Source organism: Hydrogenobacter sp. (assembly GCA_041287335.1).
Taxonomy (GTDB): Bacteria; Aquificota; Aquificia; order Aquificales; family Aquificaceae; genus Hydrogenobacter.
The window spans coordinates 16,313-39,686 of sequence record JBEULM010000016.1 but is presented as its reverse complement, the minus strand read 5'-3'; the positions used below and the strand labels follow the sequence as shown (position 1 = coordinate 39,686).

The window sequence follows — 23,374 nt, the reverse complement described above, 5'->3', positions numbered from 1 at the left end:
CTTGAGTATGTAGTCACCTTCGCCTAATCCTTTTACATCAACTATCGCTTTTACTCCCTCTATGCTTTCGTTAAGGCTGAGCCTTTCAATAACCAAAAGCCTTATCCTTACCCTTTTCCTTTCAAGTTTGTAAACATAATGGGGATCTTCGTTAACTATCTGTATGCTCCGCTCTACAACTATGGGAACTCTTACCCCCAGGTTCACTATAAGCCATAAGAAAAACCCTAAAAGTAATGCCAAAAATTTGTACTGCCAGTCGTATAAGAATATTTTTTTAAGCATGATTTATGCCAAGCTCCTTAAACAATAGATTTTTTAGAGTTTCTGGATCCAAGTTCCTGTAAAACTTTTCATCAACTGCCACCGAGATCTCACCCGTCTCTTCAGACACTACTACAGCTATGGCATCGCTTTCTTCCGCTATGCCAAGAGCTGCCCTGTGTCTGGTACCATACTTTTTAGGAAGCTCCGTAGATTTAGAGAGAGGTAGGATACAGGAGGCAAAAGCTATCCTGTCACCCTTTATAATTACAGCACCATCATGCAGGGGGGTAAGTGGATCAAAGATGGTTATAAGAAGTTCAACGGAGACTATACTGTCTATAGAAACGCATCCTTCAAGCAATCCCTCTATATTCTGACCTCTTTCGATAACTATGAGAGCCCCTATCTGTCTTTCGGATAGAAAACTGCACGCTCTTACTATTCTCTCCACAATCCTCTCTTCAACGAACTTTATTCCCACAACGTGTGTCTTCTGCCCTATACGTGAAAGAGCTTTTCTTATCTCAGGCTGGAATATAACAACCAAAGAAAAGAGACCAACTGCCCAGAATTTGTCAAATATCCAAGATAAAGTTCTCAAACCCAAAAACTCCGCCAAGATCCAGAAAGAACCTATAAATGCCAGCCCTTTGAGTATTTGTAAACCCTTGGTGATTTTCAAAAAGTGTATGACCATATATATGAAGAAAGAGACGGCTATTATATCTAAAATGTCCCTAAAGGAAAAAAATTTTAAAAAGTCAAAATTCACCATAAGTTTTTACCGTATCTAAGAGTGCGAGGAATTCCTTCGTTTCTTTCACATCATGCACTCTCACTATATTCGCACCTTCTATTATCGGATAGGCGAGGGCTCCAAGGCTTCCGTAGAGCCTCTCCCTTGGCTCTAATTTCCTACCGAGTAATCCTTCAATAATCAACCCCACAAAGGACTTCCTTGATACCCCTATAAGTAAAGGAAGTCCAAAAATCTTAAGTTCCCTGAACCTTTTGAGTATCTCTATGTTGTGTTCAGGGAGCTTACCAAATCCTATGCACGGATCAAGTATTATATCACCTCTATATCCTTTTTGCCTTAATTTCTCTATTCTCCTCCTGAACCAGATTATCAACTCATGAACAACATCATCGTACACTATGGGTATGTGTTTCCATTCCTCCGGTTTTCCCTTCGTATGTCCAAGAATGTAAGGGCAGTTGTAAGCTGATATCACATCAAACATTCCTTCGTCAAAGCTACCCCCACTTATATCGTTTATCATATCTGCTCCCTCATCCAAACATGCTTTTGCCACTTGCGCCTTATAGGTATCCACGGATATCCACGTATTTGGAAGTTCTCTCCTTAGCTGTTTGAGTACTGGAAGAACTCTTTCGAGTTCTTCCTGAGCGCTTATCCTTTCGGAATCTGGTCTTGTAGATTCACCTCCTATGTCTATTATCTCGGCTCCCTCCTGTGCCATCTGAATACCCTTCCTTACAGCTTGAGAAGTTTCCAAATACATACCTCCGTCGGAAAAAGAGTCCGGTGTTACGTTGAGGACACCCATAATCGCAGTTTTTATACCTAAGGGTAATATTTTGCGGTTGTATTGGAGTTTAAAAGACTTCTTTCTGTAGTTTATCAGGCTTTCAAGTATATTGAGGGAAAGCTCCCTGTAATCTCTGACTATGCACGAACAGAAATCTCTTATTTTTGCTTCACTTCCACAAAGGGCGTATCTGTCTTCTTGATTGAATAAAGACACGCCAGATTGTCTCGCACATTCAAAAAGTATACCGGGATTTAGCTTTTTTTCAAAGTATATTACGTGAAAAATGCCCTCAAAAGATCTGCTATCAGCCTCTTTGAAAAATATACCGACTTTTTCCTTGAGGAATCTGTAAAAGGCATCCCTATCTTTGAAGCTTTTGATAAGCATACCACCATTATCTTATGTTGCCGAGTCTTTCTAATATGATATAAATCATATAGCGTTTTTATTATAAACCGCCCCGGAGGGGGCAATTAGATCATACGAGAGATTTCAGTTTACTCACAACTTCATCGTAATTAGGTTCTTGTGTAATCTCAGGAACAAGCTGTACGTAAGCCACTTTCCCATCTTTATCTATTATAAAAACTGCTCTTGCTAAGATACCCTTTAGTGCGCCTTCAGCTATAAGAACACCATACTTTTCCATATCCCTGTATCTGAAGTCGGAAGCTACAGTTACATTACCTATGTTGAAACTCTCGCAAAATCTTTTTTCTGCAAAGGGAAGGTCCATAGACACTACTGTTACATCCACATTCTGCATTCCTGCAAGCATTTCGTTAAATTTCTTAGTTTCTGTCTCGCAAACTGGAGTATCAAGTGACGGTACAGTCACTATCAGTTGAACTATACCCTTAGCCCCACCTATGATCTTTTCCTGTAGATCCTTTGTGACAACCACGGCTTCAGGCGCTCTATCTCCTACCGAAGGTAAAGATCCAGATAAAATAACTGGATTTCCTTTTAATGTAACCGTTTGAGCCATAACAATACCTCCTTTTTAAGTTTTGATAGAATTTTAAGAGAGCTTGCAAAAAGACTGCAAGATGATGCATATCAGCCTGCATTATAATAAAAGGCATCTACAATATGGCAAGAGCGTTGTTAGAGATAAATGCAGAAGCTATAAGGCACAATATAAAGGTGATAAGGAAATTTTCTGGCAAAAAGATCATAGCGGTTGTTAAAGCTGATGCTTACGGTGTATCTGCCACTCATGTGTGTCGCATTCTGGAAACCCTCAATGATGTTTCCTCCTATGCTGTTGCATGCATTGAAGAAGGTATAGAACTGAGAAAAGCAGGTATAAAAAAAGATATACTCATTTTAGGGGGTGTATTAAAGGGTGAGGAAAAGGCTTTATATGAGTATCATCTCACACCTGTAGTTTCTCATCCTCAACACCTTAAAGCTATAGAAGGTCTTAACATAGGTTTTCATATTAAGTATGATACAGGCATGGGAAGGTTGGGGTTTCTTGAAGAGATAATAAAAGATGATAGGGTCAGGGGTGTACTTACACATCTCTCAAGTCCTTTGGACAGAGAGTTTTCTCTTAAGCAGATAGAGAAGTTTGAAAGGATAATAAAAGCTTACAGAAACGTAGACATACATCTGGAAAGTTCAGCGGGTGTAGTTTACAAGGTTCCTTTTGCGACACATGTAAGGATAGGTCTTGCAATATACGGTGAAAAGCCAGCACCCAACTATCCTATAGATCTAAAGAGGGCATTAAGTATAAAGGCGCGCATCATCTCCGTCAAAAACCTTCCAGCAGGTTATCCTATATCTTATTCAAGAACACACATTACTGAAAGAGAAAAGAAGGTTGGTGTAGTTGCTTTTGGTTATGCGGATGGTCTTGCCAAATCCCTCTCCAACGTAGGGTATCTCTACTGGAACGGGAAGCCTGTCAAAATACTTGGAAACATAACTATGGATATGACGATCATAGATCTTGAAGGGACGGATGCAAATGTAGGCGACTGGGTTGAGGTGGTGGGAGATCATCAAGGCTTCAGCGATCTTGCAAAGCTTGCAGGGACTATACCTTACGAAATAATGTGCAACGTATCCAGCCGTGTAAAGAGGATACTCTTGTTGTGAACTTATATTCCCTTGAATTTAGTAATTTTGTGTTATAATGATAGCGTTATGGAAGGTGTGAATTTGGAACACGTTTACTTAGGTGTGCTGGCTATGGCTATAGCTTTAACGCTAATTTTCCTCGCTGGTAAACCTTCCTTAAGACCTACCAAATTCCAGGCTTTGTGGGAAGGGTATATTAGATTCGTTCGTAACATGCTTCTTGAGAATGCAGGTGAAGGAGGTCTTAGATACACTCCACTTATAGCTTCTATAGGTCTTTTTGTATTTTTTTCCAATCTTCTTGGTATGGTGCCGGGACTTGAAGCTCCTACGGCTAACGTTAATACGAACCTTGCCCTGGCTTTATGCGTTTTTATACTGTATAACCTTGAAGGATTCAGGATACACGGTATAGGCTATCTGAGGCACTTTATGGGACCAAACCCATACCTCGCCCCCTTTTTCTTCCTCATAGAGATAATTTCTCACCTTGCAAGACCTATAACCCTTACCCTCAGGTTATTTGCCAATATGAAAGGTGGAGCTTTACTGCTTTTGGTGCTTGTGAGTCTGGTAATAAAAAATCCATTTACTATGGCTGTCTCCCCTGTGATACTCCTTTTTATCATAGCTATAAAATTTTTAGCAATTTTTATACAATCGTATATATTTATGATACTTTCCGTTGTGTACCTTTCAGGTGCAGTATCCCATGAGGAGCACTGAAATGAAAAATCTTATATGGAAGGAGGTTTAATATGAAGACAAGACTGTTGATGCTCAGCATACTTTTCGCCACAGGAGTTGCCCTTGCACAGGAGACCACACAAGGTACCAGCCTAAAGGAAGGTCTCATGTATTTAGGTGCAGGTTTGGCCATAGGTCTTGCGGCTTTAGGAACAGGTATAGGAATGGGGCATGCGGTCAGAGGGACTCAGGAAGGTGCAGCGAGAAACCCCACCGTGAGCGGAAGACTGCAAACGGTTATGTTCATAGGTTTGGCTTTTATTGAAACCCTTGCACTTTATGCGCTCCTCGTTGCTATAATACTGCTCTTTGTGAAGTGATGTAAAAGGAGTTAAAGATGGCAACTCAGAGAAATATAACGAGAATATCTAATCTCAAGAGGAAGAGAAGGAGTGGCTTCCTTGCGAGGATGTCTACAAAGAGCGGAAGGAAGATTATAAAGAGAAGAAGGAGCAAAGGAAGGAAGAGACTTTCGCCTTGAAGAAGGTATTTTTGACTATTCTGAAGTTATGGAGAAAGTTCGTCTCTCCTTTGTATCCTCCTTCTTGTAGATATTACCCTACATGCTCTGAGTATGCCATCATGTCTGTTGAAAAGTACGGTATAGTGAAAGGAGGACTCAAAGCTATGTGGAGACTTTTGAGGTGTAATCCCTTTTCAAAGGGAGGTGTTGATTATCCTTGATGGAAAAGAATGATATAGATATCAAGAGATTATTTGCCTTAATGCTCGCAGTGACTCTTTTTATGTTCGCTTTTGAGTTCTATACCTATTTCTTTTCACCAAAGGAGGTACCTCAAAAGCAGATAAAAAGGCAGGAGGTGCAAAATTTCCCTCAACTCATGCTTGGGACAGCAAGAGAGTCAAAAAAACCGCTACAAACTCAAACCTTTAACTTCGGACGGTTCAGCCTAACAGTGTCTTTTGAAGGGGGAAAGATTATCAGCCTCATTGACAAAAAGTACTCTTACGATTTGGTTACTCCCCTTGAGAGGAAGCTAAATGTTTATCCACTTGAGGTTTATACCGGAGACACAAATCTGGATGAAAAGCTAAACTTTTTGCCTTACAGAGTAACAAAGCAAAACAACTCCATTATCATGACATACTCAGATGGAGATGTGATCCTTACAAAGATCCTGACTTACGAAGGGAATTACTTTAAGCTTTCTTTAAGCTCAAAAGGTATAAGCGCTCCCCTTTATATTGTGGTAGGGAGTCATCCCAAAGGAGATGAGTTTTATACACACTCTGGACCTGTTTTTAGCATAAATGGTAAGGTGGAAAGAATTGATACGGAAAACATAAAAGGAAGGGAGTATGTGAGCGGGGACATAAGCTTTGCTGGAGAAGAAAGTAGATACTACTTTAAAGGTTTTGTAGGTAAAATACCTTCCCTTTTGATATACAGCGCAGACAACAAAGATAGTTTGATGCTCGTTCAGGCAAGCGATAATCTCATCTTTTATGCAGGTGCTAAGGAGTACTCAAGACTTAAGAAAATAGGACTATCGGATGTTATTGACTACGGAACGCTTAAGCCCATAGTCAAACCTCTATTTATATTTATGTACTGGATATACGAACATCTCCGTTCATGGGTTTTTTCCATTCTTGCGCTCACTTTGCTTGTTAGACTCTTTATGTTCCCCCTCACCTACAAAAGTACCATCTCCATGATGAAACTCTCCGAGCTTGCACCAAAGATGCAGGAAATAAGGGAAAAGTATAAAGATGACCCTGCTAAGATGCAAGAGGAGATGATGAAGCTTTACTCTCAGGTAGGTTTTAATCCTATGTCGGGTTGTCTTCCTATGATCCTCCAGATACCTGTATTTTTTGCCCTTTACAAGGTTCTTACCATAACAGCTGATCTGCAACTCGCTTCCATGCTTTGGATACCAAGCTTGTCTCACAAAGATCCTTACTACATCCTTCCCGTGATAATGGGTATTACCATGATAGCCCAGCAGTTTATAAGTCCAAATCCCGATAAAACCCAAAACGTTATGATGTATATATCTTCAATAGCTTTCACCTTCCTGTTTGCCAATTTTCCCGCAGGATTAGTACTTTATTGGACCTTTAACAACGTTTTTAATATGGCACAGAGCTATTTTATAAAGGAGGTTCTTCTCAAAGACAGAAAGAAGGCAACCAAGGGAAGCAAAGAAAAGAAAAAGTGATTTATCAGAAAAATAAGCCAGAAGACTCCACCTTCTTTAAGGTGGAGATGAATAGCTTAATAAAAACTTGATAGATTAATAAATATATATTTTCTGCAATGGCTGGAAAAGGAAAAGGCAACATTCAAGGCACTGTGTTTGGAGTGATAAGGCAGAGGCTAAACCATCTGAGCAGGAAAGAGTATGAGGCTCTTTACTCTATGTGCAGGATAGCCAAAAGCCTGTATAACCAGACGCTCTATAACATAAGACAGCACTTTTTCCAGACAGGTTCATACCTGAGATATGAGGAAAACTACCATCTTCTCAAACACTCGGAAAACTACAGAAGGCTTAACTCCAACATGGCACAGCAGGTAATCAAAAAAGCACATGCAAACTTTGAGACTTTCTTTTCACTTTTAAAGCAGGCAAAAGAGAAAAACCTTCCAGGACCATCTATACCAAAATATTTGCCAAAAGATGGATTATATCCACTGCATATTATCATGTTTTCTATCAAAGATGGATATCTGACAATACCAGTAAGCAAGCAAGGAAAGGAGCTTTTTGGAGAGGTAAAAATTAGAGTTCCGAAGCTGGTTTTAGGGCTTGACCTTAAGGAAGTCAAGATAGTGCCAAAGGCTAAAGGAAAATGGTTTGAGGTGCATTATGTGTATAGGGTAAGAGAAAAGGAAGAAAAAAGAGTAAAACCTAAAAAGGTTTTGGCTATTGATTTAGGCATAGATAATCTTGCTACCTGTGTGAGTTCAGATGGTAAGGCATTTATTGTAGATGGCAGAGATATAAAGGCGGTCAATCAGTGGTATAACAAGGAGCTTGCAAGACTAAAAAGCATATATGATAAACAAGGCATAAAGTCCAGTAAAAGGCTGGCGGTTCTGTCTGAGAAAAGACAGAACCAGATAAGAGACTATATGCACAAGACAGCCAAGATAATACTGGACTTTTGCCTGAAGGAAGGCATAGACCTTGTGGTGGTAGGAGACTGCTCATCTGTTTATGACAAGCCAGAGCTTGGAAGAGTTAACAACCAAAACATGAAGTTTTTGCCTCTTGGATATCTCAGAGACCTTATCAGGCACAAGTGCGAAAAGCATGGCATAACTTATATGGAAGTAGATGAGGCATACACCTCACAGGCGGATAGCCTGTGCAGAGACTACATACCAAAACACCATGAGAGAGGAAACCATGTCTTTTCAGGCAGGAGGATATCAAGAGGGCTGTATCTTTCAGGCACGGGCAAGGTAATTAATGCGGATGTCAATGGTGCCATCAACATTATGAGGAAGGCGGGCTTTGAGCCAGAATTCTCTCATATACCAGTGCCAGTCAGGATAAAAGTATGGCGGAGTGTCTCTAATGGGACATACGCAGTAGGGGGCGCATGTGAGCCACCCTCTGAGGAGACAAGCTCCTCAGGAAGCTCCATGCTCTATAGCATGGAGTAGTTCACCTATACAGTCTTAAACCTTCCCCTTCCTCCACCTCTCCTATTATCCAAGCCTTTATATGTAGCTTTGTAAGTTCCTCATTCATAATGGGTAGCCTATCTTTCGGAAAAGTAAAGAGAAGTCCTCCCGACGTGTTTGGATCTGACAAGATCAAGAGTTGCCACCACTCAAGTCCTTCGTTGATAGTATGCTCTCTAACGAAATTGTAGTTGTCCAAAGCACCCTTAGGATAAAGCTTCTGTTTTATGAAGAAGACAGATTCATCATATATAGGTACTCGGGAAAAGTCTATAGAAAACCTGACTCCTGATTTTTTGGCTATGTTCCAAGCGTGTCCTAAGAGACCAAAACCAGTCACATCAGTACATGAAGATGATTCAAGCCTTTTTGCCAGTATGGCTGATCTATCGTTGAGGGCAAGCATATAATCTATAGCTTCTTGAATATCTACCTCCTTTATTTTTCCTTCTTTTATAGCTTTGGTGAGAATGCCTACACCTATGGGTTTTGTAAGTGCGATAAGGTCACCTACTCTTGCTCCATTTTGGGTCAGATATTTACCATCTTCGCACACGCCCATTACTGCAAGTCCAAACTTGGGTTCTCTGTCATCTATGGTGTGTCCCCCCAAAAGAACCGTTTTTGCCTCTCTGAGTTTATCAGTACATCCTCTCATAACTTCCCTCAAAACTTCTATATCCATATCACAGCTATTAAAACCCACAACCGCAAGAGCATTTAATGGTATACCACCCATTGCGTAAACATCACTCAAAGAGTTTGTTGCCGATATAGCTCCCCACAGGTAGGGATCATTTACTATTGGAGTGATAAAGTCCACGGTATGGATAAACACACTCCCACCGTAGAGATAAACACCAGCATCGTCGCCTATACCCAGTAAGGTGCGTTCATCACTGTAAAGTTCCAAACCCTTTACGATGTTTTCCAGGTCCGCCGGACCCACCTTAGCTGCTCAACCAGAAGCCCTTACCAATTTTAGAAGTTCTACCATAATGCTTAAGTTTAATACCGCCTGCAAGAGTATCTATTTGAATATTTCAAAGGATTTACAGGTGAAGTTTTGAAAACTTCAAGGCATGTTAACATAATACTATATGAGGAAGGTATTTTTAATTTTCCTTTTTGTAATGTCTTGCGGTGGTGGAGGGAGTACCAGTATCATCCTAAATATGGACTCTTCCTTAGCGCCATATTATACTAAGGTATCCGTCAGAATTTCTGGTGAAGAGTTTGATCCCATCCTATACTCAAAGGAGGGGACTTTTTACCCTGGTGATGTGGTCACTTTTAATGTGAACATTCCTGAGGGTAAAGAGAGACTTGTAGAAGCCATCATATACGATCCTGAGGGTAACCCCGTTTATTATGCGAGCAAAACTCTCGATATGTCAAAGGACACCACTTTAATTATGGATATGAAACCTTCCCAAAAAAGGGTGTTCTCTTATGAGGTTTTTTCTGACGGCAAAAAGTATGCGGGGGGTGTGAATTTTTACCTATTTAGCGAAGATCTCTACAGCTTAAATACAAGCTTTTCAACCCTTCAAAGCGGAGATACATATGCATACATGTTAGGCTCTTATCTTGCTTACCATGACGGAAGGGTTTGGAGGTTTTTATACCTTCAGGATCAGTCGGATCAGGAGATATTCCTTTACGGAAGGTACACACTGCCCATCAAACTCCCCGACGGTATCACAAGCATGGAGGTTTACGGATCTTATGAAGGTCTCCTGACGGAAACGGACAAAAGTGTAACTGTATTTTCCGAAAAAATGCTTTCCGACGGTACGGTGGTTTTTATCGGTTATGCGGATGGGCTTTACTACTCGGTATCAAAGGATAGTGTGAATTTCAAAAAAGCATGTCAGGTAGAAGGCGAGTGCAAGGCTCTAAACATAAAATTTACCGGAGAAAAACCGGATACATACACTCTATTTGCCTCATACGCGGGTATAAGATTTCCCATCACTTATGGAGAACTTTTCGTCTATAACCCACAGCTAACTTATTCTCTATACATTTCTGGCAAGATAAAGGAACCTTGTGTTATGCGATACAGTATGTTCACAGAACTGCAAAACTTTACGGGAAGTGCGAACATAGATATACAACTCAGGGATGTTAGCTTTGAAGGTGTAACCCCATCAGCAACTATGCGCGTTTATTCAACAGATGGGAATTTTGAGATGGAAGGATCTTGTGAAAGTTCCGCAAAAGGCGTTTTTAAAATTCCATATAAAGGGAGCGTTTACGTGGAAAGTGTTTATCCGGATGGTAAAAGCGTAGGGGTGTTTTTGAATCCGGAGGAAAGCGGAGTATCCTTCCCTGAGACTGATCTTGAAGTATTAAGATACGAATTCAAAAACAGTTATCTTCTCCTTAAGTTCAAGAGAGGATCAGATCTACCATGGTGTTCTCTGAGACTCTTTTCTGAAGGCTCTGAACTTATCGTTGATAAGATTCCCCCCTGGAGGAGTTATTTTAAGATCAGGAACGCAGGAGATCTCTTTGGCAAACTTCCGGACTACACTTTAAGATGCTATTCAGAAGATAAAAAATATTACGTTGAGGTAAATTCAGCAAAATTACACGAAATCATGAAGCAAAAGACTCCATCTATTTATAAAATGGATTAGTTCACATGAATGAGATTAGGAAAAATAAAACGGTAGGTTTTTTTATCCTTGCAGCTGGAAGGTGTGAAAGATTCGGCGCCCCCAAGTTTCTCTTCCCCTATGAAGGTATGCCATTGCTTAAGAGATTGCTTGAAAAGTGTTTAATTGTAGAGCCTGAGCATACCTACATAATAACCGGGGCTTATCACAAAGAGATCGCTTCAAAAGTGGAAAATGGAAGACTCATATACAATCCGAAATATTCTGAAGGTATGGCTTCCTCCATAAGGCTCGTATCAGAGAAGGCTACAGAGTTAAAGTTGGAGGCTATTGTATTAATTCTTTCAGACCAGCCCTTTGTAAATGACTATATGCTGAGAGTGCTTATAAAGCATTTTAATGAAGGTTACGATATTGTTTCCTTTGAAAAAAATGGAGAGCCTTGTCCACCTTCGCTTTTCAGTAGAAGATACTATAAAGCGCTGGCAGAATTGAAGGGGGATACAGGTGCAAAGAAAATAATAAAGGAGGCGAAGAGGAAGGAGGTAATAAAGGGATTTGATCACCTCCTTGAAGACTTTGACAACGTATGGGATTACCTACGCCTTACTTCCGAAGATCCTCTTAAAAGGAGTTAAAAGCCATGCCAAAAGAGCCTTTAAGAAAAGGCTCAAGGCATTTAGTTCTACAGGCTTAGGTGGCATTTTTTTTTCTTCTTCACTTTCCTGCTTAGCTTCCAAATAGTTTTTGGCACACTGAGAAAACTGAGCAAAGTACTGCTTTGCCACCTGTTCAAACATACCCCTACCGTACTGAAGGATCTTCCCGGATATGTCAACGGTTGCCACAACATATACTTTTAGAGCATCACCTTCTCTTTTGAGGCTTGCTTCTATGTTCGCCTTTGCCCTTCCAGCTCCCCCTTTCTCTTTTCCTTCCCCCGAAAGTACCATAAGACCATTTGTTTCATCAAGTTTTTCGTACTTCATACTCCCTAAGAAATTAAGGGAAACCGCCCCGAGCTTGAGCTTCACGCTCGCTTCAAAAGAACCATCCTCCTTTATCTCTTTTATCTCCGCTCCGGGTATGCAAGGTACTATAAATTCTGGGTTTGAGAAAAATTCCCACGCTTTTTTGAAGTCAGCTTTAGTTTCAAAGGATTCCCTAACTACCAGTTCCATACGTAACCTCCTGCTTCACTTTTTTCAAACTCTCCCCCGTCTTTCCCCAATAGATCTTCAGTATTTCTGCCATTATGCTGAAAGCTACTTCTTCTGGCGTAAAGCTTCCAAGATCTAATCCAGCGGGACAGTATATTCTGTCATCCACTTGAAGATCCTCCGAAAGTTTCAAGAACCTCTTTCTTGAGCTGACAACACCTATGTAGGAAGCTTTAGACATCAAAGCTTGTTTCAAAGAAACTCTGTCCGCCTTTATGTTATGATTTGCCACCAGCACAAAGCTCCCTTCTTCTATCTTTACTCTCTCGGAAGGTTCGTGCAGATAAACTTCAAACCCCAAGATGTTTGCAAGCTCGCGCATGTGATGTGCTTCTTCCCCGCTTCCAAAAATATGAATAGGTGGATAACGGAGAAGGGTATCAAAAAAGATGTCCCCATTAAGGTAAGGTCTTATACCGTAGGTGTGCAGTAGGCTGAGAGCTTCTTCCTTAGCCTGCGTCAAGTTTCCCACCGTTTCTTTTTCCGTAACTAAAAGCTTATCTTCCGAGAAGAGCCTTTTGGCTAAAACAAACTTCTCCCCTTTCACCACTGCATCAACCCAAGCACTTAGGACTTGGTCAAAGTGAAGAGGCTCTATGTATATATCCACTTCACCTGGACAGCCTAGCCACATCCCCCAAGAGCTTTCCTCTTCCATGTTAATCCGCTCAAGCATCGGAGAGTTTCTCATTATTACTTCAAGGGCAGTATCCAAAAGACCCCTTTCAAGGCATCCTCCTGATATACTACATATTTCTTCACCTTCTTCTGTAACTAAGAACTTTGCTCCTTCTTTCCTGTATGAAGAGCCTCTTACACTGACTATGGTAAGAAGGGCGCATCGGACACCCCTCTTTTTACAGTCCAGTATACCTTCCGCTAAAAGTTTAGCTTCCTTCCAGGTCTGCACTTTAAACCCCCAAGGCTGTTCTTACAACCCTTACAAAGAGAGCTTTGGCAAGACTTCTCCTGTAATCTGCATCTGCGTAATAATCTCCTATTATGTCCTGACCCTCACCTACAAGCTCTGAAGCCTTCTTTATGGTATCCAAATTTGCCTCTTTACCGGTGAGAAATTCTTCTACCTTTGAGTCTCTGTAAGGTACAGTGACGAAACCTCCAAGAGCTACCCTCGCACTATCTATCCTCCCATTGTTTAAGGATAGCTTTACCGCACAATTAACTATAGCAAACCCCGTTGCAGGGTGTCCTATCTTCATATAGTATGCCCTTTCGTTATTCTTCATTACAGGTACTTTGACCTCCACCAGAAGCTCATCCGGTTCAAGGGCTGTGGTAAAAGTACCTACAAAAAAGTTGTCTACAGGAATTTCCCTGCTTCCTTTAGCACCTTTTGCTACTAAGGTGGCACCCAAGGCAAGCATTGTAGGTGGATAATCCGCACTGGGATCTGCGTGAGAGAGAGAACCTGCGATAGTTCCCATATTTCTTACTTGTACATCGGCTATCTCACTCGCACATAGAGAGAGAACAGGAACTTTATCCTTTACGAGCTGGGATTTTTCGACTTCCCTGTGGGTAGTGAGACCTCCTATACGCACTATATCACCGTCCTGCCTTATATACTTTAGTTCTTGTAGCCTGCCTATATCTATTATCTTTGAGTATCTGGCAAATCTTAGCTTGAGCATAGGGATAAGGCTTTGCCCACCAGCCAAAACCTTGGCTTCATCCCCAAACTTCTTTATGAGCTCTAAAGCTTCCTCTACCGTTTTAGCCCTATAGTATTCAAAGGGTGCAGGTATCATGGCTTACACCTCCAACTTATTTATAGCTCTCCATATCCTTGACGGTGTGTATGGACCGTCAAGATGTTTTACCCCAAAGGGTTTTATGGCATCTATTATGGCATTAGCGACAGCTATCTGTCCTGCAATGGCTCCCTCTTCACCAAGTCCTTTGACACCTAAGGGGTTGGCAGGACTTGGTGTTTCCGTGAAGTAAGTTTCCATCTTGGGTACTAAGTGAGCCTTAGGCAGGGCATACTCGTTAAAAGAACCGGTAAGTAGCTGTCCATCTTCAGTATAGACTATATTTTCATACATGGCGTGACCTATGCCATGCACTATTCCCCCCTGTATCTGAGCTTCAGCAAGTAGCGGATTTATTATTCTACCTGCATCGTCAACGGCTACATACTTTAAGAATTTTACCTCGCCAGTATCGGGCATTACCTCTACTACACAACAGTGTATGCCAAAGGGGAAGGTAAAGTTGGGTGGATCAAAGAAGGCTTCCGCCTCAAGCCCTGGCTCAACACCCGGAGGTAGGTTCCACGCTACATTTGCTTGAAGGGCAACGTCTTGAATGGTTACCTTTTTGGATGGATCGGACTTGAGGTAATAAATACCTTCGCTAAACTCAATTTCTTCAGGCTTAGTACCGAGCATATGCGCCGCTATGACCCTTCCCTTTTCCCTTACTTTCTCCGCAGCTTTGTAAACGGCAGAACCACCGGTGGATGTACCTCTGCTTCCATATGTTCCCCAACCCATAGGTATCATGTCAGTATCCCCGTGAAGCACCTCTATGGAATCGACAGGCACACCAAGCACATCCGCAACTATTTGAGCGTAGGTAGTATCGCCTCCCTGACCATGAGAGTGCGCACCTGAAAGGACTGTTACCTTACCCGTAGGATGAACACGCACCACCGCACTTTCCCATTGTCCCGCTTGCAAGCCTACAGCTCCAACAACAGGTGAGGGTGCAAAACCGCATATGTCTATACTTGAAACTATACCTATGCCTATATATCTTCCCTCTTCCCTCGCTTTTTTCTGCATATCTCTCAAAGCCTTGTAGTCCACAACTTCCTCAAATTTTTTGAGTACCTTACCGAAGTCTATAGAGTCATAAGAAAGCCCAGTTACAGTTTGGACATTCTCACCCGCTGGAAGGTAGTTTTTCTTTCTTAGCTCAAGGGGATCCATACCAAGCTCGTCCGCCACAATGTCCATCATCCTTTCAAGTAAAAATATAGCTTCAGGTCTTCCCGCTCCTCTGTCCGCATCAAGGAGCATAGTGTTTGTAAAAACTCCGTGCATCACATAATCAAAAGCCTCTATCTTATAAGGACCGGGAAGTATTAGACCGTGAAGTACTGTGGCGACACCAGGAGCTACAGTTGCCAGATAAGCCCCCATATTAGCGTAACTTTTACCCCTTATTCCGAGTACTCTTCCATCATTCTTTACAGCGAATTCAAGTTCCGCAAGAAAATCCCTCCCGTGCAATGACGCTACAAAATGCTCACTTCTCGTCTCTACCCACTTTATAGGTCTTTTGAGCAAAATGGAAGCGTAAGAGACTATAAGTTCCTCATTGTATATGTCTATCTTTGCTCCAAACCCACCACCTACATCAGGTGCTATGACCCTGATTTTATGCTCGGGTAGACCTAAAACTACAGAGAGGTAAAATCTGTGTATGTGAGGGTTCTGAGAGGTAACCCATAAGGTTAGCTTACCTGTGGCAGAATTGTAATCGGCTATGCAAGCTCTCGGTTCCATAGGTACAGGTGCAGCTCTGTTTACGTATATCCTTTGCTTTATTATCCTGTCAGCCTCGGAAAAGACCTTATCTACATCTCCGTTCTTTACATGCCACCTTAGGGCTATATTACCCGGTGCCTCTTCATGAACCAAAGGAGCACCTTCTTGTATAGCTTTTTCAACACTCGCTACCGCCGGAAGCTCTTCATATTCAACCTCTACAAGCTCAGCAGCATCAAAGGCTTTTTCTCTGCTTTCTGCTATCACCAGAGCTACAGGCTCACCTACATACCTAACTTTATCAACCGCGAGCAGATACCTCGAAGATACATCCGCACTGACTTGATTACTGTTAGGCACTATCCATGCGGTGAAGTTTTTACCTACCTTATCCTTTATGTCCTGTCCAGTAATCACAGCTATTACGCCTTCAACCTTCTTTGCCTCTTGCGTGTTTATACTCTTTATCCTACCGTGAGCAACCTGAGATCTCACAAATACCGCATAAGCCATCCGCGGTAGCTTTATATCCTCCACATACTGCCCCAAACCCCTTATAAGCCTGTCATCCTCAAACCTTCTCAAAGGTTTTCCTATAACCATGACAACACCTCCTTTACTTTGCTACTGCTGTTTTTTCTTTAGCATACATTATCGCTTTTACGATATTTTGGTATCCCGTACATCTGCAGAGATTACCCTTTAGGAGCTTTCTTACCTTGTCTTCGTCAAGTTCTTCTTCGGTCTCAAGTATGTCGCAGGACACTATCATCATACCCGGAGTACAAAAACCGCACTGAAGACCGTGTTCTTCTTTGAAGCCTTCTTGCACGGGATGAAGCTCCGAATCTGAAGCAAGTCCTTCAACCGTTATTATCTCTGCACCATCAGCCTGAAGGGCTAACACGGTACACGATTTGACTGCCTTACCGTTCATAAGAACGGTGCATGCACCACAACTGCTCGTATCACACCCTACGTGCGTTCCAGTCATATTGAGCAGTTCCCTTATGGCATACACGAGCAGTGTTCTGGGTTCCACCTCCAAGGTGTAAGGGATTTTGTTGATAGTGAGGCTTACCCTCTCTTTCATGATTGCACACCTCCTTCTGAGAGATAAACGTAACAAACTTACTTTGAAAAATTATATTTCCCATATATACTTCTGTCAAGTAGAATTTTTTTTCCAAAGTTAGAGTGTTTGATACCTGAAAGTAAATTAAGAAAGACGATAAAAACATAACTATATTCTTATAAATAAGAGAAAATAAAGGGTTTTTCCAAAGGAAAATCTAAAAATTCAACGCCATACCCACATAGTAATTTCTGCCTGGTCCTGGTTCGTAATATCTTCCGCCTGTTGCATTCGGTACAACGGATGTCACATACTTTTTATCAAAAAGGTTCTCAATTCTAAAGAAAGCATCCAAACTGTAACCAAAAATATCAAACCTATACAAACTTTTCAGGTTTACTATAGTGTAGCTTTCCGCACTTGCGGTATTACTGTTGTCCGCCCAAACCTTGTCCGCATACTTTACATCAACAGAAGCTAAGAATTTCTTTGTGGGTTTCCACCCAAACTCACAAAAGAGGGTATGTCTGGGTATGCCAGGAATCTTCTTACCTGATTTGTTTATGCCATCCGTGTCTATAAAGTCCTTAAAGGTGGCTTCCATGTAAGTGTACGCCAACATGGTATAAAGATTAAAGGGAAGCTCATGTGTCAGATAAAATTCAATTCCCCTCCTTTCTGTCTTTCCAGCATTCACATAGTAGTTCGTACCCGGAAATAGTTGCTTTGGCACAAGTTCGTCTGAAGTTCTCACCAGAAAGATGGATGTGTCTAAATAAGTTCCGCTTGCAAGAAGCGTCTTTATACCAGCCTCGTAGTTGTAGAACTTAGAAGCTTTTAAGTTCTGATTTAAACCACCAGGACCGGAAGGCGAGTTTATAAGCTCTATGAGGGTTGGTGTTATAAAGCCCCTGCCCACACCCGCATAAAGATTTACCATCTTAAGTGGTTTGTAACTCATCGTTAACGCCCAACTTGTGAATTGAAAACTTCTATCGCCTGACACCAACAGTAAGGAGGGAGAAAATCTGTTATAATCAGCGCTAAAATCCACTTTTGAGTATCTTGCACCTCCACTCAGTTGCAAACTTTTTGTAATGTCAAAACTCATAAGCGTATAAAGTCCTACGTTTTTCACATTGCTGTTTTGGGTGTACTGGAGCGTCCCCTTACTTCCATTTACATTTTGGAAGTTGCTTCTATCTTCTTTCATAAAGTCTGTATCTAAACCTAAGGTAGTCTCTAAACTTCTTTCCCCAATCCTAAACTTACTAAACCAATTAAGACCTACACCGTAATAATCTCTTCCGAAATCGTTCACTATTACGGGTGTGTATCCAGTAAAGTCCCTGTGTCCGAAATACCCTGTTATCTTAAAAGACTGATTTGGCGAAAGTTCATGCTGGTAAAGGAACCCTATTTCTCTGTTTTGTATGTTTTCTCTCGCATCGTTTGCCTTATACATAGGAGCCGCTTGCTTTGAGTCTTTTTCAAACTCGGTTTTGGTGAGAGCACCCGGATCCTTGGCAAATGGTTCATCAAAGAGGTGAATAAATAAGGTTAGAGATGATCTATCCGTGATCCCTATAGTGGTTTTCAAATTTGCGTAATTTCTCCTCGCTGAGCTGTGATCACGAAAACCGGTTGTATAAAGAGATGTAAGACCAAGCATATAATTGAACTTTTCTATCTGTCCACCTACCTTAAGGTTTTCTTTATGGAAGCCGTAACTTCCGCCCGATATCTTGAGTCCTGTCGAGAGGGGTTTCAGTCCTCCATCCTCGCTCTCAAAATAAATTATGCCACCTGCGGAATTACCATAAAGAACCGCAAGTGGACCTTTTAAAACCTCAACGTGCTTTATAAAACTCATATCAAGCTTATCTATATCACCTTGACCATCCGCCATGGTGAGTGGAACACCATCCCAAAAGAGCTTTATTTCCCTTACACCGAATTGTGTCCTCGCTCCAAAGCCTCTTATGATTATCTTAGCATCTTGAGCAAAATTTCTGCCTCTGTCTTGTGCATAAACACCGGGAATGCGAGACAAAACGTCAGCAGGCTGAAGGTTAGGAAGGGCTGTCTGGATATTTTCCTTTTCCACAGTACCTGCCGAGGTAGATAACTCAAATAAAGATTTTCTTTCTCTTGTAGCGGTTATGACGATGGGTGGAGCTTGTGCATCCTGTGCGAGGGAAATTCCAGTGAAAACGATCAGAAAAAATATACCAGAAAAACCCTTTCCCTTCACAGCACACCCCCTTTATGCGTTATCAAGGATTTATCACACAATTATCGCACGGTAATATGGGTATGCCATTGCTAACGAGAAGGCTCTTTATAGCTTCCTTTTCTCCCACAATAGCTTCCTCCACATACTCTTTCATGTGTGTGTCCCCTTTTCTTACACCTATGGCTACCTTATAATCAAGCCTCACACTACTCTGACCTTCAGGATTGGGTAGCACCATCTTGAGTTTACCGTTATACTCTTTGACAAAATATCCAGCTATAGGACCCCAAAGTACCGCTACATCTATCTTTTTGTCAAGAAGATCCTTTATTATCTGCAGGTTTGGATTGTCCTCAGGTCTATTAAAAGAGTCATAAAAACTGTTGTAGCCCACATAGTTGGTAATGCCTCTATCCTTGAGGTAAAAGAAGGCAGGATTATTAACTATGCCCCCTATTTTTAGTTTGCTAAGTATGGGATCATCAATACCCTTTATATCAAAACCGCTATCGCTCCTGTAAACGAGAACGTATGTGGATCTAAATAGAGGTTTGGTATTTAAAGTAAGTTCATAACCAGCAGGTACACCTACCACAAAATGGCAGGCTTTTTCCACAAGCGTATGCCTCACAAACCCCATCTGCATCGGGAAAAAGTAGCGCTCTACCTTTTGTCCGTGATAGCTCGCTATTAGTTCCTCTATTTTGTTGTATATGCCCTTTCCCTGCATATCAAAGAGGGGAGTAAGTCCCGGATCACTGCATGCGGTCAATCCTTTAGGTGCGGATAGAGAAGTAAGCGGTATAAAGAAAAAAGGTAGAACCATAAACTTACCTACCACTCTCCATGGCAACCCAATTTTTTCTCTCATAATGTTTAATAATATAGCGTGTTAAAACTTTGAGTCAAGGTGTATCTATGCTTCCCCACGCTCTGGGAAAAGCCACTGCACCCCATGGTTTGCCTAGATTATCCATGCTCTTTATAAGACGAAGGTCCTTAGTATCAAAAAAGAGAACGTTCTTTGAGTTTCCACATGGAACTACAAGCTTCTTATAATCAGAGGTGTAAGTAAAATGCCAGCATCTTTTGCCTGTTTGAAGGAACGCCTTTTTACTCAAAGTTCTCGCATCATAGATATCAAGCTTTCCAGCTCTAAAGGATGCTACTATAATTTCAGAACCATCTGGACTATATGTTACGCCGTAGGGACCGGCATCAGTTTTTACGGACCTGAGGGGTTTAAAGTTATTATCAAGCAAGATCATATTATTTGAACTTTCAAAGGTGACCGCGTAATAATTCCCATCCGGTGAACACACAACACCGCGCGGTCTCTCACCGTAGGGCTTTAGGTTTACATCTTTAAGCTTTTTCTTAGTATCAAGATCGTAGACTGACAAGCTGTTTTCACCTTCGTTGGTAACAAGCAAGTACTTTCCATCTTTTGAAAAAGCCATACCCTCGCTCTCTTTCCCTCCCTCAAACTTAAAAGATACCTTCCAGTTTTTGGTATCTATAGCAACTATGTACGCTCTTTCTTCCTTTCCTGTCTCTTCGTACGTTACAAAGAGTAAATCCCTTTTGGGATGCACTTTTACGAATTCGGGATTTTCACCCAGGGGTATCTCTTTGACTATTTTCCAATTTTCTGTGGACACTACTAAGAGCTTTCCGAGTTTTTTTGAAGCTACAGCCAGATACTTACCATCCTTGGTAACCCCTATACCTCTTATTCCTAAATCCTTTAACTCAACGCGTTTTACAAGTTCAAGTTTATCCGCATCTATCACGTAAATTCCCTCTTCTTCATCACTCACAAAGACATAAGATGCAAAAGCTTCAACGCAAGTAAATGCACTTACAAAGAGAATAAAAAGGTAACGCATATCCATCCTCCAAAATTGTTATATTTACAAAAAAAGTTATCAAAAATAAAAAGGGGCAGACAAAACTGCCCCAACAGGATTTCAATCTTACTCAAGAGAGAACACGTAGAGGACACCACTCATAGTAGCCTGTCTGTATAGATCAAGCTCAAGTGAGAGGTTGGTGGAACCCAAAGCGCCGTAAGGGTCATTGGGATCAAGGTTTGCGGTTACGGGAAGACCTGCCCATCCACCTATACCTGAGTACACAGCAACATACTGCTTACCATTCACCTCAAAGGATATGGGGTTACCTATAATGCCTGAACCGAGCTTTTTAGACCAAAGAACTTTGCATGTTTTTAGATCAAAGGCTCTAAACCAGCCATCCATAGTCCCGTAAAATCCTACACCACCCTTTGTGACAAGTACACCGCTCCATGTAGGATACTTCTCATCTATGTAGCACTTTATCTCACCTTTAGCCGGATCCCATGCAATGATCCTGCCGTAATGCCCAGGTGTCTTGGAAAGTCCGTGTATGGGTGATTTATGCTCATAGAACTTCATCAGCACGTTAGCACCGACATAAGGAGCGCCTTCCGTATACTTGGTTTCAGCAGGTTCATAATCCATACACCATTGATTGGTAGGTACATAGACAAGTCCAGTGTCCGGACTGTAAGCTGCTGGTTGCTGGTCCTTTCCACCCATAGCTGATGGACAAACATCTTTCTTGTTATCACCGGGTTTCCAGGGCGATTTAGCCGGATCTTTTACGACATTGAAGGTATGTCCATCCCTTGCATGCCTTTCATCCCAGCTTTTCGCCCAGTTTACGTAAACGAAGGGCTTTGCGTATATGAGTTCTCCAGTAGCCCTGTTAAGTAAGAAGGCAAAACCATCTCTATCAAAGTGTATCAAAGCAGGTACCTTCTTACCTCCCACATTGACATCAAGCAGTATCATCTCGTTTACACCGTCATAGTCCCATTCATCGTAAGGTGTCATTTGAAATGCCCATACTAACTCACCCGTATCTGCATCACGAGCAATTATGGATGTGGACCATTTGTTATCATATCTTCCGCTTTGGCACTCTTCCCACGTGCTTGCGCTGCACCTTATGTAAGGATTCCAGGTGCCGGGATTGCTCGTCCCGTAATATACTAAGTTAAGCTTAGGGTCATAGGCAAACCATCCCCAAACGGTGGCTCCTCCTATCTTCCACTGATCACCCTGCCACGTGTTCACACCAAGACCCTTATACTTGGCGGGAGTCCTTGGACCATAGCACATGTCCTGATCTGGACCTTGATTGTAGCACATCCAGACACGCTTTCCTGAGTTGAGATCATAAGCGGCAACTCTTCCACGCACGCCAAACTCACCACCGGATATACCCACTATCACTTTATCCTTTGCAACTATGGGAGCCGCAGTGATGGTTTCACCCTTGTAGGGGTCCGCGTGCTTTACTTTCCAAAGCTCTTTACCCGTCTTTGCATCAAGAGCTATAACATGGCCATCAAGGGTATTCATAACTATCTTGCCGTCCGCATAAGATATACCCCTCATAACTGTATCACAGCAAGCAACCGCAACCGCCCTGTCATCTTGCTGAGGGACGTATTTCCAGAGTATCCTGTAATCGTTCCCCTTGCTTATATCTAAGGCGTAAACTATGTTGGGATAAGCGGTTTCCACATACATAACGTTTCCTATCACGAGAGGTTGACCTTCATGCCCCCTAAGCACACCCGTGGAAAAACTCCATGCTAAGTCCAGGTTCTTCACGTTACGGGTATTGATCTGACTAAGAGGAGAGTACCTGGTTAAATGATAGTCTCTCCCCGGCGCTGGCCAGAGGCTGGCCTTGTGTGAGAGCTGTTCAACCTCAGGGTTAGCAAAAGACAGACCAACCCATAAGGTTGCAAAAAGCATAAACAGAAAGAGTAACCTGTGATACACCCTCCGCTTCATGGAAGCACCTCCTACAAAGATTTTAAAAACATGTATATTTATAAACGAAAATAGGAACTTTGTCAAGCATTTTTTGTTTTAAGAATATAACAAAATTACTAAAATAAACTTATAAGAACATGCTTATAAAGTTAAACGCTTCTTTTTTGAGTGCAGTTTAAAGATACACTTGTTTTCCTCTTTTCTCTCAAAGTAAGCGTCTCCGTATGTATAAAGACCACCCCAACATAGATAACAAAGGGGATGTTCCAAGGGTTTTTTAGTTATTAATAATTCCTTAAAAGGACAGTTTACTTTGACCTTATCTTCGTATTTTTCAATAGTATGATTAATAATTACCTTTTTACCTGCGAGTTTCAAAATGGGAACCAAAGTGCCTAATCCGAAAATTTTTTCAAAAGTTTCTAAAGCATGTGCGATCCGCTCTGTCTCCGTACCTTTTGATTGCTCGGCAAACCTTTTGAACATAAGGCTTACACTTTCACCAGCTACTGCTTTTAAAAACAGTTCTATGTCTTCTACTCGCATGAT

Annotated in this window: 24 protein-coding genes; 9 read left to right on the top strand and 15 right to left on the bottom strand. The window is 41.7% G+C overall.

Translation table 11 applies throughout. From position 1 onward, the window contains the following. The 4 genes from ABWK04_02000 to tpx all read right to left on the bottom strand — a co-directional run. A partial coding sequence (locus ABWK04_02000) for a hypothetical protein (protein MEZ0360660.1) occupies positions 1-285 on the bottom strand: 285 nt, incomplete at its 3' end. Then, the gene (gene cdaA / locus ABWK04_01995) at positions 278-1,042 is read right to left on the bottom strand and encodes a diadenylate cyclase CdaA (GenBank protein MEZ0360659.1); all 765 of its coding nucleotides are present in this window, start codon (positions 1,040-1,042) and stop codon (positions 278-280) included. The genes cdaA and ABWK04_02000, both read right to left, overlap by 8 nt. Continuing rightward, positions 1,029-2,210, bottom strand: a complete 1,182-nt coding sequence (folP, locus tag ABWK04_01990) for a dihydropteroate synthase (protein MEZ0360658.1) — start codon at positions 2,208-2,210, stop codon at positions 1,029-1,031. The genes cdaA and folP overlap by 14 nt, the downstream gene beginning before the upstream one ends. Before the next feature lie 91 nt (positions 2,211-2,301). Beyond that, positions 2,302-2,811 (bottom strand): thiol peroxidase, encoded by a 510-nt coding sequence (gene tpx, locus ABWK04_01985; GenBank protein MEZ0360657.1) that lies wholly within the window; start codon positions 2,809-2,811, stop codon positions 2,302-2,304. Positions 2,812-2,915: 104 nt separating this feature from the next. Between tpx and alr the strand changes: the two genes are divergently transcribed. The 7 genes from alr to ABWK04_01950 all read left to right on the top strand — a co-directional run bounded on the left by alr (position 2,916) and on the right by ABWK04_01950 (position 8,301). Further along, positions 2,916-3,932, top strand: coding sequence for an alanine racemase (gene alr / locus ABWK04_01980; GenBank protein MEZ0360656.1), 1,017 nt, complete (start codon positions 2,916-2,918; stop codon positions 3,930-3,932). A 48-nt stretch (positions 3,933-3,980) separates the two neighbouring features. Continuing rightward, a complete protein-coding gene (gene atpB / locus ABWK04_01975; GenBank protein MEZ0360655.1) occupies positions 3,981-4,640 on the top strand; it encodes a F0F1 ATP synthase subunit A in 660 nt (219 codons plus the stop codon). 32 nt (positions 4,641-4,672) lie between these two features. Beyond that, the gene (gene atpE / locus ABWK04_01970) at positions 4,673-4,981 is read left to right on the top strand and encodes an ATP synthase F0 subunit C (protein ID MEZ0360654.1); all 309 of its coding nucleotides are present in this window, start codon (positions 4,673-4,675) and stop codon (positions 4,979-4,981) included. A 17-nt stretch (positions 4,982-4,998) separates the two neighbouring features. Next, entirely contained in the window at positions 4,999-5,142 is a 144-nt protein-coding gene (gene rpmH / locus ABWK04_01965; protein ID MEZ0360653.1) for a 50S ribosomal protein L34, read from the top strand. After that, positions 5,139-5,345, top strand: a complete 207-nt coding sequence (gene yidD, locus ABWK04_01960) for a membrane protein insertion efficiency factor YidD (GenBank protein MEZ0360652.1) — start codon at positions 5,139-5,141, stop codon at positions 5,343-5,345. Before rpmH ends, yidD begins: the two co-directional genes overlap by 4 nt. Beyond that, positions 5,345-6,847: a membrane protein insertase YidC gene (gene yidC / locus ABWK04_01955; GenBank protein ID MEZ0360651.1), complete on the top strand. Its 1,503-nt coding sequence runs from the start codon at positions 5,345-5,347 to the stop codon at positions 6,845-6,847. The genes yidD and yidC overlap by 1 nt, the downstream gene beginning before the upstream one ends. Positions 6,848-6,945: 98 nt before the next feature. Further along, a complete protein-coding gene (locus tag ABWK04_01950) occupies positions 6,946-8,301 on the top strand; it encodes a transposase (protein ID MEZ0360650.1) in 1,356 nt (451 codons plus the stop codon). Position 8,302: 1 nt separating this feature from the next. On the opposite strand, the gene selD is transcribed toward ABWK04_01950, so the two are convergent. Continuing rightward, complete coding sequence (gene selD, locus ABWK04_01945; GenBank protein ID MEZ0360649.1) at positions 8,303-9,271, bottom strand: selenide, water dikinase SelD; 969 nt, start codon at positions 9,269-9,271, stop codon at positions 8,303-8,305. A 151-nt stretch (positions 9,272-9,422) separates the two neighbouring features. Between selD and ABWK04_01940 the strand changes: the two genes are divergently transcribed. Together ABWK04_01940 and ABWK04_01935 are read left to right on the top strand one after the other, a co-directional pair. Further along, positions 9,423-10,967 carry a hypothetical protein gene (locus ABWK04_01940; GenBank protein MEZ0360648.1) on the top strand — a complete coding sequence of 515 codons (1,545 nt, stop codon included), beginning with the start codon at positions 9,423-9,425 and terminating at the stop codon, positions 10,965-10,967. Between the two features lie 5 nt (positions 10,968-10,972). Then, the gene (locus ABWK04_01935) at positions 10,973-11,584 is read left to right on the top strand and encodes a nucleotidyltransferase family protein (GenBank protein ID MEZ0360647.1); all 612 of its coding nucleotides are present in this window, start codon (positions 10,973-10,975) and stop codon (positions 11,582-11,584) included. On the opposite strand, the gene ABWK04_01930 is transcribed toward ABWK04_01935, so the two are convergent. From ABWK04_01930 to ABWK04_01885, 10 genes are all read right to left on the bottom strand, one after another. Then, the gene (locus ABWK04_01930) at positions 11,546-12,127 is read right to left on the bottom strand and encodes an SRPBCC domain-containing protein (protein MEZ0360646.1); all 582 of its coding nucleotides are present in this window, start codon (positions 12,125-12,127) and stop codon (positions 11,546-11,548) included. The genes ABWK04_01935 and ABWK04_01930 overlap by 39 nt on opposite strands. After that, positions 12,111-13,076: an XdhC family protein gene (locus ABWK04_01925; protein ID MEZ0360645.1), complete on the bottom strand. Its 966-nt coding sequence runs from the start codon at positions 13,074-13,076 to the stop codon at positions 12,111-12,113. Before ABWK04_01925 ends, ABWK04_01930 begins: the two co-directional genes overlap by 17 nt. A gap of 1 nt (position 13,077) precedes the next feature. Beyond that, positions 13,078-13,935, bottom strand: a complete 858-nt coding sequence (locus ABWK04_01920) for a xanthine dehydrogenase family protein subunit M (GenBank protein ID MEZ0360644.1) — start codon at positions 13,933-13,935, stop codon at positions 13,078-13,080. Between the two features lie 3 nt (positions 13,936-13,938). Continuing rightward, positions 13,939-16,284, bottom strand: a complete 2,346-nt coding sequence (locus tag ABWK04_01915; protein MEZ0360643.1) for a xanthine dehydrogenase family protein molybdopterin-binding subunit — start codon at positions 16,282-16,284, stop codon at positions 13,939-13,941. 13 nt (positions 16,285-16,297) lie between these two features. After that, positions 16,298-16,774 carry a (2Fe-2S)-binding protein gene (locus ABWK04_01910; protein MEZ0360642.1) on the bottom strand — a complete coding sequence of 159 codons (477 nt, stop codon included), beginning with the start codon at positions 16,772-16,774 and terminating at the stop codon, positions 16,298-16,300. Between the two features lie 199 nt (positions 16,775-16,973). Continuing rightward, positions 16,974-19,010 carry a TonB-dependent receptor gene (locus ABWK04_01905; protein MEZ0360641.1) on the bottom strand — a complete coding sequence of 679 codons (2,037 nt, stop codon included), beginning with the start codon at positions 19,008-19,010 and terminating at the stop codon, positions 16,974-16,976. A 22-nt stretch (positions 19,011-19,032) separates the two neighbouring features. Continuing rightward, positions 19,033-19,863, bottom strand: coding sequence for an ABC transporter substrate-binding protein (locus tag ABWK04_01900; GenBank protein ID MEZ0360640.1), 831 nt, complete (start codon positions 19,861-19,863; stop codon positions 19,033-19,035). Between the two features lie 34 nt (positions 19,864-19,897). After that, positions 19,898-20,881 carry a cytochrome D1 domain-containing protein gene (locus tag ABWK04_01895; protein ID MEZ0360639.1) on the bottom strand — a complete coding sequence of 328 codons (984 nt, stop codon included), beginning with the start codon at positions 20,879-20,881 and terminating at the stop codon, positions 19,898-19,900. An 87-nt stretch (positions 20,882-20,968) separates the two neighbouring features. Continuing rightward, positions 20,969-22,843 (bottom strand): methanol/ethanol family PQQ-dependent dehydrogenase, encoded by a 1,875-nt coding sequence (locus ABWK04_01890; protein ID MEZ0360638.1) that lies wholly within the window; start codon positions 22,841-22,843, stop codon positions 20,969-20,971. A gap of 123 nt (positions 22,844-22,966) precedes the next feature. Continuing rightward, a complete protein-coding gene (locus tag ABWK04_01885) occupies positions 22,967-23,371 on the bottom strand; it encodes a hypothetical protein (protein MEZ0360637.1) in 405 nt (134 codons plus the stop codon). Positions 23,372-23,374: the final 3 nt, after the last annotated feature.

What these genes read in the sequence shown, in the direction of transcription:
- cdaA (MEZ0360659.1), bottom strand. Translation starts at nt 1,042, where the DNA reads ATGGTGAATTTTGACTTTTTAAAATTTTTTTCCTTTAGGGACATTTTA.
- folP (MEZ0360658.1), bottom strand. Translation starts at nt 2,210, where the DNA reads ATGCTTATCAAAAGCTTCAAAGATAGGGATGCCTTTTACAGATTCCTC.
- tpx (MEZ0360657.1), bottom strand. Translation starts at nt 2,811, where the DNA reads ATGGCTCAAACGGTTACATTAAAAGGAAATCCAGTTATTTTATCTGGA.
- alr (MEZ0360656.1), top strand. Translation starts at nt 2,916, where the DNA reads ATGGCAAGAGCGTTGTTAGAGATAAATGCAGAAGCTATAAGGCACAAT.
- atpB (MEZ0360655.1), top strand. Translation starts at nt 3,981, where the DNA reads ATGGAAGGTGTGAATTTGGAACACGTTTACTTAGGTGTGCTGGCTATG.
- atpE (MEZ0360654.1), top strand. Translation starts at nt 4,673, where the DNA reads ATGAAGACAAGACTGTTGATGCTCAGCATACTTTTCGCCACAGGAGTT.
- rpmH (MEZ0360653.1), top strand. Translation starts at nt 4,999, where the DNA reads ATGGCAACTCAGAGAAATATAACGAGAATATCTAATCTCAAGAGGAAG.
- yidC (MEZ0360651.1), top strand. Translation starts at nt 5,345, where the DNA reads ATGGAAAAGAATGATATAGATATCAAGAGATTATTTGCCTTAATGCTC.
- ABWK04_01950 (MEZ0360650.1), top strand. Translation starts at nt 6,946, where the DNA reads ATGGCTGGAAAAGGAAAAGGCAACATTCAAGGCACTGTGTTTGGAGTG.
- ABWK04_01940 (MEZ0360648.1), top strand. Translation starts at nt 9,423, where the DNA reads ATGAGGAAGGTATTTTTAATTTTCCTTTTTGTAATGTCTTGCGGTGGT.
- ABWK04_01935 (MEZ0360647.1), top strand. Translation starts at nt 10,973, where the DNA reads ATGAATGAGATTAGGAAAAATAAAACGGTAGGTTTTTTTATCCTTGCA.
- ABWK04_01930 (MEZ0360646.1), bottom strand. Translation starts at nt 12,127, where the DNA reads ATGGAACTGGTAGTTAGGGAATCCTTTGAAACTAAAGCTGACTTCAAA.
- ABWK04_01920 (MEZ0360644.1), bottom strand. Translation starts at nt 13,935, where the DNA reads ATGATACCTGCACCCTTTGAATACTATAGGGCTAAAACGGTAGAGGAA.
- ABWK04_01915 (MEZ0360643.1), bottom strand. Translation starts at nt 16,284, where the DNA reads ATGGTTATAGGAAAACCTTTGAGAAGGTTTGAGGATGACAGGCTTATA.
- ABWK04_01910 (MEZ0360642.1), bottom strand. Translation starts at nt 16,774, where the DNA reads ATGAAAGAGAGGGTAAGCCTCACTATCAACAAAATCCCTTACACCTTG.
- ABWK04_01900 (MEZ0360640.1), bottom strand. Translation starts at nt 19,863, where the DNA reads ATGAGAGAAAAAATTGGGTTGCCATGGAGAGTGGTAGGTAAGTTTATG.
- ABWK04_01895 (MEZ0360639.1), bottom strand. Translation starts at nt 20,881, where the DNA reads ATGCGTTACCTTTTTATTCTCTTTGTAAGTGCATTTACTTGCGTTGAA.
- ABWK04_01890 (MEZ0360638.1), bottom strand. Translation starts at nt 22,843, where the DNA reads ATGAAGCGGAGGGTGTATCACAGGTTACTCTTTCTGTTTATGCTTTTT.
- ABWK04_01885 (MEZ0360637.1), bottom strand. Translation starts at nt 23,371, where the DNA reads ATGCGAGTAGAAGACATAGAACTGTTTTTAAAAGCAGTAGCTGGTGAA.